The sequence below is a fragment of the Ramlibacter tataouinensis TTB310 genome (genome assembly GCF_000215705.1).
Lineage (GTDB): Bacteria > Pseudomonadota > Gammaproteobacteria > Burkholderiales > Burkholderiaceae_C > Ramlibacter > Ramlibacter tataouinensis.
In genome coordinates, this window is sequence record NC_015677.1 from 1,097,306 (window position 1) to 1,109,763 (window position 12,458).

The 12,458-nt window shown below is 70.5% G+C and carries 14 protein-coding genes; 9 read left to right on the top strand and 5 right to left on the bottom strand.

Translation table 11 applies throughout. The annotated features are described in order from the left end of the window. The gene (gene murB / locus RTA_RS05420) at positions 1-1,065 is read left to right on the top strand and encodes a UDP-N-acetylmuramate dehydrogenase (RefSeq protein WP_013900376.1); all 1,065 of its coding nucleotides are present in this window, start codon (positions 1-3) and stop codon (positions 1,063-1,065) included. A gap of 8 nt (positions 1,066-1,073) precedes the next feature. Here murB and RTA_RS05425 read toward each other — a convergent pair whose 3' ends face one another. From RTA_RS05425 to ppnP, 3 genes are all read right to left on the bottom strand, one after another. Next, positions 1,074-1,265: a hypothetical protein gene (locus RTA_RS05425; protein WP_013900377.1), complete on the bottom strand. Its 192-nt coding sequence runs from the start codon at positions 1,263-1,265 to the stop codon at positions 1,074-1,076. A 103-nt stretch (positions 1,266-1,368) separates the two neighbouring features. Next, positions 1,369-2,715: an argininosuccinate synthase gene (gene argG, locus RTA_RS05430; protein WP_013900378.1), complete on the bottom strand. Its 1,347-nt coding sequence runs from the start codon at positions 2,713-2,715 to the stop codon at positions 1,369-1,371. Between the two features lie 14 nt (positions 2,716-2,729). Next, entirely contained in the window at positions 2,730-3,047 is a 318-nt protein-coding gene (ppnP, locus tag RTA_RS05435; RefSeq protein ID WP_013900379.1) for a pyrimidine/purine nucleoside phosphorylase, read from the bottom strand. Between the two features lie 132 nt (positions 3,048-3,179). Here ppnP and RTA_RS05440 point away from each other — a divergent pair, with 132 nt between their 5' ends. Then, complete coding sequence (locus RTA_RS05440; protein WP_041675077.1) at positions 3,180-3,782, top strand: RNA polymerase sigma factor; 603 nt, start codon at positions 3,180-3,182, stop codon at positions 3,780-3,782. 10 nt (positions 3,783-3,792) lie between these two features. Beyond that, positions 3,793-4,602 carry an anti-sigma factor gene (locus tag RTA_RS05445; RefSeq protein ID WP_013900381.1) on the top strand — a complete coding sequence of 270 codons (810 nt, stop codon included), beginning with the start codon at positions 3,793-3,795 and terminating at the stop codon, positions 4,600-4,602. A gap of 31 nt (positions 4,603-4,633) precedes the next feature. On the opposite strand, the gene RTA_RS05450 is transcribed toward RTA_RS05445, so the two are convergent. Together RTA_RS05450 and RTA_RS05455 are read right to left on the bottom strand one after the other, a co-directional pair. Next, entirely contained in the window at positions 4,634-5,314 is a 681-nt protein-coding gene (locus RTA_RS05450) for a glycine zipper 2TM domain-containing protein (RefSeq protein WP_013900382.1), read from the bottom strand. Between the two features lie 94 nt (positions 5,315-5,408). Further along, complete coding sequence (locus RTA_RS05455) at positions 5,409-5,762, bottom strand: ArsC family reductase (protein WP_013900383.1); 354 nt, start codon at positions 5,760-5,762, stop codon at positions 5,409-5,411. 27 nt (positions 5,763-5,789) lie between these two features. On the opposite strand from RTA_RS05455, the gene folC reads away from it, so the two are divergent. The 6 genes from folC to gltX are packed head-to-tail and all read left to right on the top strand — an operon-like array spanning position 5,790 to position 12,442. Beyond that, positions 5,790-7,088: a bifunctional tetrahydrofolate synthase/dihydrofolate synthase gene (gene folC, locus RTA_RS05460; RefSeq protein ID WP_013900384.1), complete on the top strand. Its 1,299-nt coding sequence runs from the start codon at positions 5,790-5,792 to the stop codon at positions 7,086-7,088. A gap of 22 nt (positions 7,089-7,110) precedes the next feature. Next, on the top strand, positions 7,111-7,809 hold the full coding sequence (locus RTA_RS05465; protein WP_013900385.1) for an SPOR domain-containing protein: 699 nt from the start codon (positions 7,111-7,113) through the stop codon (positions 7,807-7,809). 17 nt (positions 7,810-7,826) lie between these two features. Further along, entirely contained in the window at positions 7,827-8,315 is a 489-nt protein-coding gene (locus RTA_RS05470; RefSeq protein ID WP_013900386.1) for a CvpA family protein, read from the top strand. 4 nt (positions 8,316-8,319) lie between these two features. Then, the gene (gene purF, locus RTA_RS05475) at positions 8,320-9,846 is read left to right on the top strand and encodes an amidophosphoribosyltransferase (protein ID WP_013900387.1); all 1,527 of its coding nucleotides are present in this window, start codon (positions 8,320-8,322) and stop codon (positions 9,844-9,846) included. A 2-nt stretch (positions 9,847-9,848) separates the two neighbouring features. Beyond that, positions 9,849-11,063 (top strand): O-succinylhomoserine sulfhydrylase, encoded by a 1,215-nt coding sequence (locus RTA_RS05480; RefSeq protein ID WP_013900388.1) that lies wholly within the window; start codon positions 9,849-9,851, stop codon positions 11,061-11,063. Further along, positions 11,060-12,442: a glutamate--tRNA ligase gene (gene gltX / locus RTA_RS05485; RefSeq protein ID WP_013900389.1), complete on the top strand. Its 1,383-nt coding sequence runs from the start codon at positions 11,060-11,062 to the stop codon at positions 12,440-12,442. The genes RTA_RS05480 and gltX overlap by 4 nt, the downstream gene beginning before the upstream one ends. Positions 12,443-12,458 lie beyond the last annotated feature (16 nt).

A 12,458-nucleotide genomic window follows, 5' to 3' on the forward strand; every position in this document is an offset into this window, starting at 1 on the left:
ATGATCGTCGAGCAAAACGTACCCCTGCAGGCGTACAACAGCTTCGGCATCGTGGCCAAGGCCCGCGAGCTGGTGCGCGTGCGCTCCGAAGCGGACGTGCTCGCCCTGCTGGCGGACGCCGGGCGGGCGGCGCAACCCAAGTTCGTCCTGGGCGGCGGCAGCAACATCGTGCTGACCGGCGACGTGAGGCCGCTGGTGCTGAAAGTGGAGGTGACCGGCCGGCGCGTGGTCGACGACGGACCGCGCGCCACCATCATCGAGGCCGGCGCCGGCGAGAACTGGCACGAGTTCGTCCGCTGGACGCTGGACCAGGGCTTCCCCGGCCTGGAGAACCTGGCCCTGATCCCGGGCACGGTGGGCGCCTCCCCGGTGCAGAACGTGGGCGCCTACGGCGTCGAGACCCAAGACCGCTTCGAGTCGCTGGACGCCATCGACCTGGCCACCGGCCGGGTTTTCACGCTGGACGCCGCCCAGTGCGCCTTCGGCTACCGCGACTCGGTGTTCAAGCACGCGCCGCCGAAGGACGGCGAAGCGTCCGGCGGCATGCCTCGCGGCATGGGCCTGGCCGGCCGGGCGCTGATCCTGCGCGTGCGCTTCCGGCTGCCCAAACCCTGGAAGCCGGTGCTCGGCTACCTGGACCTGGAACGCAAGCGGGCCGAGGCGGGTGTGCGCGAGCCCACGCCGCGGCAGATCTTCGACTGGGTGTGCGCCATCCGCGCCGGCAAGCTGCCCGACCCGCGGGTGCTGGGCAACGCCGGCAGCTTCTTCAAGAACCCGACGGTCACGCCCGAGCAGTGCACCGACATCATCGCCCGCGAGCCGGGCATCGTCCACTACCCCATGCCCGACGGCAGCGTGAAGCTGGCGGCCGGCTGGCTGATCGACGCCTGCGGCTGGAAGGGCAAGTCGGTGGGCAATGCCGGCGTCTACGAGAAGCAGGCGCTGGTGCTGGTCAACCGGGGCGGCGCCACCGGGGGCGAGGTCGTCACCCTGGCGCGCGCCATCCAGACCAGCGTCTACGAGCGTTTCGGCATCCGGCTGGAGCCCGAGCCGGTGGTCGTTTAGGCGCCGCCTCAGCTGGCATCCGGCTTGGATTCGGCGCGCGGCGCGCGCATCGCGGTCCTGCGGCTGGCGCCGCCGGCGCTCATGCGGCCGCCGGACGGCGACGAGCCGCTCGAGGCCATGGCGTTTTTCTGCTGGTAGGCGTCCCAGGCCTTCTTGGCCAGGCCGGACGTGATGGCGAAAAGCACGAGCTTGCGGAACATGGTGTTCTCCTTATTTCGAACAAGCTCGAAGTTAGGAGAGGGCGGGCCGCAGCGCCAGCGGCCGGCGGCCACGCCTGCGGTCAGTGCAGGCCTACACCCTGGCTCAGCGCTTGTCGCCCTCGCCGTCCTGCAGCGTGGGCAGGGCCGCGCCGCCGCCCAGCGACAGCAGCCCGGCCTGGCTGTAGATGCCCAGCTTGCCGCGCGTGTCCACGATGTCGAGGTTGCGCAATGTGAGCTGGCCGATGCGGTCCAGCGGCGAGAAGGGCGCATCCTCGACCTTCTCCATCGACAGGCGTTCCGGCGCGTAGGTGAGGTTGGGGCTTTCGGTGTTGAGGATCGAGTAGTCGTTGCCGCGGCGCAGCTCCAGCGTCACCTCGCCGGTGACCGCGCGCGCCACCCAGCGCTGGGCGGCCTCGCGCAGCATGATGGCCTGCGGGTCGAACCAGCGGCCCTGGTACAGCAGGCGGCCCAGCTTGCGGCCGTTGTCGCGGTACTGCTCGATGGTGTCCTCGTTGTGGATGCCGGTGACCAGCCGCTCGTAGGCGATGTGCAGCAGCGCCAGGCCGGGCGCCTCGTAGATTCCGCGGCTCTTGGCCTCGATGATGCGGTTCTCGATCTGGTCGCTCATGCCCAGGCCATGCCGGCCGCCGATGCGGTTGGCCTCCAGGATCAGCGCCACCGGGTCGTCGAAGGCCTTGCCGTTGAGAGCGACGGGCTGGCCGTCCTCGAAGCGCACGCTGACCTCCTCGGCCTTGACCGCGACGGCATCCTTCCAGAAGGCCACGCCCATGATCGGGTTGACGATGCGGATGCCGGAATGGAGGTGCTCCAGGTCCTTGGCCTCGTGGGTGGCGCCCAGCATGTTGGAGTCGGTGGAATACGCCTTCTCCACCGACATCTTGTAGTCGAAGCCGTTGGCGATCAGGAACTCGCTCATCTCCTTGCGCCCGCCCAGCTCGTCGATGAAGGCCTGGTCCAGCCAGGGCTTGTAGATCTTGAGCGAGGGGTTGGTGAGCAGGCCGTAGCGGTAGAAGCGCTCGATGTCGTTGCCCTTGAAGGTCGAGCCGTCGCCCCAGATGTGGACGTCGTCCTGCTTCATCGCGGCCACCAGCATGGTGCCGGTCACGGCGCGGCCCAGCGGCGTGGTGTTGAAGTAGGTGGCGCCGGCCGTGGAGATGTGGAAGGCGCCGGCCTGCAGCGCGGCGATGCCCTCCTGCGCCAGCTGGCGGCGGCAATCGACCAGGCGGGCGATCTTCGCCCCGTACTGCAGCGCCTTGCGCGGGATCGCGTCGTAGTCGGGCTCGTCGGGCTGGCCCAGGTTGGCGGTGTAGGCGTAGGGCTCGGCGCCCTTCTTCTTCATCCACAACAGGGCGGCGCTGGTGTCCAGGCCGCCGGAGAAGGCGATGCCGACCTTCTGGCCGATGGGGAGGTTCTGCAGGATGGTGGCCATGGCGGTCCTTGCGTTCAGCCGAAATGGCAGATGTAGTGGTAGGCCTGCGCCACCCGGATCTCGAACCTGGCGTTGCCCGGCACGCTGAACTTCTCGCCGGCCCGGCTGGATGCCCAGGCTTCGGTGCCCGCCAGCCGCCACTCGCAGCTGCCGGCCACGCATTCCATCACCTCGGGCGCGCCGGTGGTGAAGGTGAGGGTGGAGGGAAGGATCACGCCCACCGACTTGCGGCTGCCGTCGGCCAGCACCAGGCCGTGGCTCACGCATCTGCCGTCGAAATACACGTTGGCCTGGGTGGTGACGGTCGCGCCGTCGATCTTGTCGGTGGTCATGGGCTGCCGCTGCTCGCGCCGTGAAGAAGGAAAGCCGGCGATTTTAGGCGCTGGCCCGACAGTCTCCCGGGACCAACGAATCCAAAGGCCCGCGGTTTGCGTAAAGACCAGCAAGCCCGACAATCCGCCGCCATGGCATACGACCTTCAAGACCAACAGCTGATCGCACTGATCGACCGCATCGCCGCCCGCGCGGCGGCGGCCGGCCGCGCCGCGGACAGCGAGGCCGCGCTGCGGGCCCTGTACGACAGCACCTCATCCAAGCTGTACGGCGTGGCACTGCGGGTGGTGGGCAACCGCGAATGGGCCGAGGACGTGCTGCAGGAGACCTACCTGAACATCTGGCGCATCGCCGGCGACTACCGGGCGGCGCTCAGCCCGCCGATGGCCTGGATGGGCGTGATCGTGCGCAGCCGGGCCCTGGATTTCCTGCGCCGCCGCGCCAGCGAGCGGGCCGACGCCGCGCTGGAGCTGGACGACGTGATCGCCGAGACCGTGGCCGGCGACTCGCCCAACCCGATGGACACCAGCCAGGCCAGCGAGCAGGCCTGGGCCCTGCACGAGTGCCTGCGCAAGCTGGAGAGCCGCCAGCGCGAGGTGGTCAGCCTGGCCTACCTGCGCGACCTCAGCCACAGCGAGCTGGCGCAGCAGCTCAAGCTGCCGCTGGGCACGGTAAAGACCTGGATCCGCCGCGGGCTGGACCAGCTGCGCGGTTGCATGGGCCGTTTCGCCTGAAGGGACCGCGATGAACCTGATCGACCATCCCGAACTGCTGGACCGCCTGGCGGCGGCCTATGCCCTGGGCACGCTGCGCGGCGGGGCGCGCCGGCGATTCGAATCCCTGGCGCGCCAGAGCGTCACGGTGCGTGCCGCCGCGCTGCTGTGGCAGGAGCGCTTCGCCTCCATGACCGAGCTGCAGCACGTGGAGGCCCCCAGCCCCAACGTCTGGAAGCGCATCGAGAACCTGGTCGCGGCCCAGGCCCGGGGCACCGCATCCGTATTACAGGAGACCGCCATGCTGGACAAGCTCAGGCGCGGCCTCGGCTGGTGGCGCGGCGCGGCGCTGGCCGGCGTTGCCGCCACCGTGGTCGCCGTGGCCGTGGGGCTCAACCTGGGCCGGCAGGTGCAGGTGCAGGATGCGCAGCTGGCACAGGCCGGCGGCCGCGCCGAGCAGCTGGTGCGCGAGAACGCCCAGCTGCGGGCCACGCCCCACATCCAGTACGTGGCCGTGCTGGCCGACGACAAGGCCTCGGCGTCCATCCTGGTGACCTTCGATCCGCGCCACAACGCACTCACCCTCAAGCACGTCGCGCCGATCCAGGTCGGCGCCGACAAGTCGCTGGAGCTGTGGGCGCTGCCGCCCTCGGGCGGGCCGCGCTCGCTGGGCGTGCTGGACGGGGGAGCGGTGGTCCGCCTGCCGGCCGCCGAGAACCAGGTGCGCGAGGTGCCGGCGCTGGCCGTCTCGCTGGAGCCCAGGGGCGGGGTGCCGCCGGGAAGCGGGCCGACCGGCCCCATCCTGTTCAAGGGACCGCTGCTTCAGACGCCGCAGGTGTAAGTGCGCCGGGACCCCGTCTGTGGCGGGGGCCTCAATGGCGCCAGTGGCGATGGTGGCGGTGGCCGCGGTGGTAGCCCAAATTGAGCGAGATGCCCACGGGCGGGTAGTAGTACGGCCGCGGGTAGTAGGCGTGCTGGTAGACCACCGGCGCCGGCACCGTGACCACCTCGCGGATGATGGTGGCCGGCGCCGGCGGGGCCTGCGTCAGCGGCGCGGGCGCGGAGTAGGCCGGCTGCTGGGGCGCGGCGGCGCCCACCGGCGTGACCTGCAGCTGCACCGTCGGGCCCGGGTCCTGCGGCATCTGCACCGTGTACTGCCTGCCCGCGTACTCGTAGGTGACGTTGTAGGCCACCGCGCGGTTCTCGTAGTAGGTCTGAGTGCTGCACTGCTGGTAGTTGTGCACCTCCGAGCCGGTGCCTTCGACGCGGTTGCCCAGCACGGCGCCGCCCAGCACGCCGATGGCGGTGGCCACGGCGCGGCCCGTGCCGTCGCCGATCGCATTGCCCATGGCACCGCCGGCGATGGCGCCCATCAGCGCGCCGGCGCCGGAGGGCTGCTGCTGCACCACGACCGGCTGCTGCGAGCAGACCTGGCGCGGCACGGCGACCTGCTGGATCACGGGAATGCTGGAGATCACCCGGCCCACCTCCTGGGCGCCGGCGGCCGTGGCGGCCAGGCCGCCCAGGGCGAGTAAGTACACGGACTTTTTCATGGCGCGCTCCACTGCATGGCTGGATGGCCAAATTTTAGGCAAGCCGGGCCGATCAAGGTAGCTCGACGGGTAAAGGATGGGTAAAAGTTGGCGTTCAGCGGGGCGCCAGCGCGTCCCAGGCCGCCGGGTCGAAGCCGACCGTGGTGGCCGCGCCCCACTCGACCACCGGGCGCTTGATGACGCTGGGCTCGCGCGCCATCAGGGCCCGCGCCGACGCCGCGTCGGCCACCCGCTGCTGGTCGGCCGCGTCCAGCTTGCGCCAGGTGGTGCCTCGGCGGTTGACCAGGGCCTCCCAGCCGAGCTCGACCACCCAGGCGGCCAGCCGCTCGCCCGGCACGCCGTCCTTCCTGAAGTCGTGGAAGCGGTGCTCGACGCCGCGCCCGGCCAGCCACTGGCGCGCCTTCTTCACGGTGTCGCAGTTCGGGATGCCATAGACCACGATGCTCATGGCGGCTCATCATAGTTCCCGGGGACAATGCCGCCCATGGAGACCTTGCAAGACTGGCTCGCGCACTGCGAGCGACTGCATCCCGCAGCCATCGAGATGGGGCTGGAGCGGGTGGGCGCGGTGGCCGGGCGCATGGGGCTGCGCTTTTCCTGCCCGGTGATCACGGTGGCCGGCACCAACGGCAAGGGCTCGACCTGCGCGATGCTGGAAGCGATCGCGCTGCAGGCCGGCTGGCGCACCGGCGCCTACACCTCGCCGCACCTGGTGCGCTTCGAGGAGCGCTGCCGCCTGGGCGGCGAGGCGGCGCAGGCGGAGCGGCTGGTGCCGCACTTCGCCCGGGTCGAGGCCGCGCGCCAGGGCACCTCGCTCACCTACTTCGAGTTCACCACCCTGGCCATCCTCGGCCTGATGGCCGAATCGGACCTGGACGTGGCCATCCTGGAGGTGGGGCTGGGCGGCCGGCTGGACGCGGTCAACGTGATCGACCCCGACTGCGCCGTCATCACCAGCATCGACCTGGACCACCAGGCCTGGCTGGGCGACGACCGCGAGAGCATAGGCCGCGAGAAGGCCGGCATCCTGCGCGCCGGCCGTCCGGCCGTGGTGAGCGACCCAGTGCCGCCGCGCAGCGTGATCGACCGGGCGACCGAGCTGGGGGCCGACCTGTGGCTGCTGGGGCGCGACTTCAATTTTTCCGGCGACAAGCTGCAGTGGGGCTGGGCCGGCCGCGGCCGGCGCTATCCCGGCCTGGCCTATCCGGCGCTGCGCGGCGCCAACCAGTTGATCAACGCCTCGGGCGTGCTGGCCGCCCTGGCGGCCCTGCGCGAGCGCCTGCCGGTCACGGCCCAGGCGGTGCGCAACGGGCTGGCGATGGTGGAGCTGCCCGGGCGCTTCCAGATCGTGCCCGGCCAGCCGGTGCTGGTGCTGGACGTGGCCCACAATCCGCACTCGGTCGCGGCGCTGGCGGCCAACCTCGACGCCATGGGCTTCTATCCCACCACCCATGCGGTGTTCGGCGCCATGGCCGACAAGGACCTGGACCCCATGCTGGGCAAGATGCTGCCGCTGGTGGACCGCTGGTACTTCACCGACCTGCCCACGCCGCGGGCCGAGCGCGCGGTGCAGCTGCACTCGCGCTGGCAGGCGCTGAACACGCGCCGGGATGCCGCCGCCCGCACGCACGACAGCCCGCCGGCGGCACTGGCGGCGGCGATGGCCGCGGCGGACCCCGCTGATAGAATCCTGGTCTTCGGTTCCTTCTTCACGGTGGGTGGCGTTCTGGAGGCCGGGCTGCCCCGGTTGCAGGCCCAGCACCTGCGGACCTGAATCCCTACGGGCACGCGCTTTCATGGCCTTCTTCAAGTTCCGCAAGGGTGGCGACGAGCCGGTGGCCCACCACCAGCCCGAAAGCGTCGAGGCGATGCGCCGGCGCGCCCGGCACCGCCTGATCGGCGCCGCGGTGCTGGTGCTGGCGGGCGTGATCGGCTTCCCCCTTTTGTTCGACACCCGGCCGCGGCCTGTGGCCGTGGACATCCCGATCGAGATCCCCGACCGCGGCAAGACCCCGCCCTTGCCGGCGGCGCCTGTGGCGCCCCTGGCGCCGACGGCCAGCGCTTCGGCCGCCATGCCTTCGTCCGAGGCGGACACCGGCCGCAAGCCGGCGACCGCCCAGGCGGACCCGGGACCGGGCGCCGCCAAGGAGACGGAGCCGCCCAAGCCGGCGGCACCCGCGGCCGCCGTGGCCAAGGCGCCATCGGTCGAAGAGACTTCCAAGGCGCGCGCCGTGCCGGACGGCAAGGCGGCCGAAGCCGCCGCCGACGGCCGCTTCGTGGTGCAGGTCGGCGCTTTCGCCAACGCCGCCAAGGCGCGCGAGGCGCGCCTGAAGGTCGAGAAGATGGGCCTGAAGACCTACACCCATGTGGCCGACACCAAGGACGGCCGGCGCATCCGGGTGCGGGTGGGGCCGTTTTCCAGCCGCAACGAGGCCGACAAGGCCGCCGACAAGATCAAGGGACTGGATATGCCGGCCACCGTCCTCACCTTGTAGGCGGGCGGCGCTCGCCGATGGCCGCGCTCGACTGGGTGTTCGCAACCGCGCTGGTGGCCTCGGTGCTGCTGGGCGCCTGGCGCGGCCTGATGTACGAGCTGCTGTCGGTGCTGGGCTGGATAGGCGCCTTCGTGCTTGCACAATGGCTGGCGCCCCAGGTGGGCGGCTGGCTGCCGATGGGACGCGCGGGCGAGGCGCTGCGCTACGGCGCCGGGTTCGCGCTGGCCTTCGCCGGCACCGTGTTCGCGGCCGGCCTGCTGGCCTGGGCGGCCAGAAAGCTGGTCGAGGTGGCGGGCCTGCGGCCGGCGGACCGTGCGCTGGGCGCCATGTTCGGCCTGGTGCGCGGCGCGGTGCTGGCGCTGGCGGTGGCGCTGGTGGTGCTGCTCACGCCGCTGAAGGCCGCGGGGTGGTGGACGGAGTCGGTGGGCGCCGCGGTTGCGACCGTGGCGCTGCAGGGTTTGAAACCGGTATTGCCCCAGCCGCTGGGCCAGTACCTTCCGGGATAGACGCATGTGTGGAATCGTCGGCGTTGTCAGCAGCGCCCCAGTCAACCAGCTGATCTATGACGCGCTGCTGCTGCTGCAGCACCGTGGCCAGGATGCGGCGGGCATCGTCACGCAGCAGGAGCGCAAGTTCTTCATGCACAAGGCCAAGGGCATGGTGCGCGACGTGTTCCGCACGCGCAACATGCGCGCGCTGCCGGGCAGCGCCGGCCTGGGGCAGGTGCGCTATCCCACCGCCGGCAATGCCTACAGCGAGGAGGAGGCGCAGCCGTTCTACGTCAACGCGCCCTTCGGCATCGTGCTGGTGCACAACGGCAACCTGACCAATGCCCACGCGCTCAAGGCCGAGCTGTTCTCCACCGACCACCGCCACATCAACACCGAAAGCGATTCGGAGGTCCTGCTCAACGTGTTCGCGCACGAGCTGGAGCGTTCCACCCGGGGCGTTCCGCTGCAGCCGGAGGACGTGTTCACCGCGGTGCGCAACGTGCACCGCCGCGTGCGCGGCTCCTATGCCGTGATCGCGCTGATCGCCGGCCATGGCGTGCTGGCCTTCCGCGACCCGTACGGCATCCGGCCGCTGTCCCTGGGCCGCGGCAAGGACGGCACGGTGATGGTGGCCAGCGAGTCGGTGGCGCTGGAGGGCACCGGCCATGCCTTCGAGCGGCACGTGGCGCCGGGCGAGGCGGTCTTCATCGACCTGGAGGGCCGGCTGCATGCGCGCCAGTGCGCGCAGGAACCCAGGCTCAACCCCTGCATCTTCGAGTACATCTACCTGGCCCGGCCCGATTCCGTGCTGGACGGCATCTCGGTGTACCAGGCGCGGCTCAACCTGGGCGAGACCCTGGCCAAGCGCGTGGTCTCCACCGTGCCGCCCAGCGAGATCGACGTCATCATCCCCATCCCCGAATCGAGCCGGCCCAGCGCCACGCAGCTGGCGCACCTGCTGGGCGTGCCCTACCGCGAAGGCTTCGTGAAGAACCGCTACGTGGGCCGCACCTTCATCATGCCGGGCCAGAGCGTGCGCAAGAAGTCGGTGCGCCAGAAGCTCAACGTGATCGCCAGCGAGTTCAAGGACCGCAACGTGCTGCTGGTGGACGACTCCATCGTGCGCGGCACCACCAGCCGCGAGATCGTGCAGATGGCGCGCGACGCCGGCGCCAGGAAGGTGTACCTGGCCAGCGCCGCGCCGCCGGTGCGCTTCCCCAACGTCTACGGCATCGACATGCCCACTGCCGGCGAGCTCGTGGCCTACGGCCGCACGGTCGAGGAGGTGCGCCAGATCATCGGCTGCGACGCGCTGATCTACCAGGACGTGGAAGGCATGAAGCGCGCGGTCATGAAGGCCGCACCGGGCGCGGCGGGCGCGGTGCCGATCAGCGGTTTCGACGCTTCCTGCTTCGACGGCGTGTACGTCACCGGCGACATCAACCCCGACGACATCGCCCGCATCAACGAGGCGCGCATCGGCCAGGAGGATCCGCTGGACGAGGACACCTCGCGCCTGGCCCTGCCCAACGCGCAGGACGCATGACCATGAGCCGCAGCAAGCCATTGCCCGAGGGGCTGCACCTGGACACGCTGGCGGTGCGCGCCGCCGTGGACAAGAGCCAGTACGGCGAGAACTCCGAGGCCTTGTACCTCAGCTCCAGCTTCACCCAGCCCGACAGCGAAACCTCGGCGCGGCGCTTCGCGGGCGAGGAAGAGGGCTACATCTACTCGCGCTTTACCAACCCCACGGTGGCCAGCATGGAAAAGCGCCTGGCCGCGCTGGAGGGCATGGAGTCCTGCATCGCCGCGGCCAGCGGCATGGGCGCCATCCTGCTGCTGTGCATGGGCCTGCTCAAGGCCGGCGACCACGTGGTGTGCTCGCGCTCGGTGTTCGGCTCCACCATCAAGCTGCTGGCCGGCGAGTTCGGCAAGTTCGGGGTGCAGACCAGCTTCGTGTCGCAGACCGACATCGGCGAGTGGAAGGCTGCGATCCGTCCCGGCACCCGGCTGCTGTTCGCCGAGACGCCCACCAACCCGCTGACCGAGGTGTGCGACATCCGCGCGCTGGCCGACCTGGCGCACGAGGCCGGCGCGCTGCTGGCCGTGGACAACTGCTTCTGCACGCCCGCGCTGCAGCAGCCCGTCAAGCTGGGTGCCGACATCGTGGTGCATTCGGGCACCAAGTACCTGGACGGCCAGGGCCGCGTGATCGCCGGGGCGCTGTGCGCCAGCCAGTCGCTGGTCAAGGAGAAGTTCATCCCGGTGATGCGCAGTGCCGGCATCACGCTGTCGCCGTTCAATGCCTGGGTGGTGCTCAAGGGGCTGGAGACGCTGGGCATCCGCATGGAGGCGCAGTCGCTGCGCGCGCTGGAGCTGGCGCGCTGGCTGGAGGCCCATCCCAAGGTGGAGCGGGTGTACTACCCGGGCCTGGCCAGCCACCCCCAGCACGGGCTGGCGATGGCGCAGCAGTCCGGCCGCGGCGGCGCCGTGCTGTCCTTCGACGTGAAGGGCCAGGGCGCAGACGAGGGGCGGCGCAACGCCTTCCGCGTCATCGACGCCACGCAGCTGCTGTCCATCACCGCCAACCTGGGCGACGTGAAGTCCATCATCACCCAGCCGGCCAGCACCTCCCATGGGCGGTTGACGGAGCAGCAGCGGCTGGAGGCGGGCATCCGCCAGAACCTGATCCGCGTGGCCGTGGGCCTGGAACACCTCGACGACTTGAAGGCCGACCTCGCACGCGGCCTGGACCTGCTGTGAAAGTTCGCACCCGTTTCGCGCCGTCGCCCACCGGCTTCATCCACCTGGGCAACATCCGCTCGGCCCTGTACCCCTGGGCCTTCGCCCGCTCGCAGGGCGGCACCTTCATCCTGCGCATCGAGGACACCGACGTGGAGCGCTCCTCGCAGGCGGCCGTCGACGTCATCCTCGAGGGCATGGCCTGGCTGGGGCTGGACCCGGACGAGGGCCCCTACTACCAGATGCAGCGCATGGACCGCTACAAGGAGGTGGTGGCGCAGATGCGCGCCAAGGGCCTGGTCTACCCCTGCTACATGAGCGTGCAGGAGCTGGACCAGCTGCGCGAGCGGCAGATGGCCAACAAGGAGAAGCCGCGCTACGACGGCACCTGGCGGCCCGAGCCGGGCAAGGCGCTGCCGCCCGTGCCCGAGGGCGTGCAGCCGGTGTGGCGCTTCAGGAACCCGGCCGGCGGCCCGGTGGTGTGGGACGACAAGGTCAAGGGCCGCATCGAGATCAGCAACGAGGAGCTGGACGACCTGGTGATCGCCCGGCCCGACGGCACGCCCACGTACAACTTCTGCGTGGTGGTGGACGACATCGACATGCGCATCACGCACGTGATCCGCGGCGACGACCACGTGAACAACACGCCGCGCCAGATCAACATCTTCCGTGCCCTGGGCCAGGAGCCGCCGGTGTACGCGCACCTGCCCACCGTGCTGAACGAGCAGGGCGAGAAGATGAGCAAGCGCAACGGCGCCAAGCCGGTGACGCAGTTCCGCGACGAGGGCTTCCTGGCCGACGCCGTCGTCAACTACCTGGCGCGCCTGGGCTGGTCGCATGGCGACGACGAGATCTTCAGCCGCGAGCAGTTCCTGCAGTGGTTCGACCTGGACCACCTGGGCAGGAGCGCCGCGCAGTTCGACGAGGCCAAGCTGCGCTGGGTCAACGCCCAGCACATGAAGGCCATGCCCGATACGCAGCTGGCCGACCTGGTCGCGCCGCGGCTGCGCGAGCGCGGCATCCAGCCCGATGCGAGGCTGGCGCCGATCTGCGGCCTGTTCAAGGACCGCTGCGACACCACCGTGGCGCTGGCCGACTGGGCCGTGCGTTTCTACTCGCCGGTGCAGCCGGCCGCGCAAGACCTGGACAGGCACATCACCGAAGGCGTGCGCCCGGCCCTGAGCATGCTGGCCAAGATGCTCGAAGGCGTACCCTGGGAAAAGGGCGCCATCGCCGAGGCGATCAGGGAGGTGCTGCGCGCCACCGGGCTGAAGATGCCGCAACTGGCCATGCCGGTGCGTGTGCTGGTGCTGGGCACGCCGCAGACGCCGTCGCTGGATGCGGTGCTGGAATTGAGCCTGCGCGACGAAGTCGTGCGCCGGCTGTCGAACGGCTGAAATTCGGTCTATAATT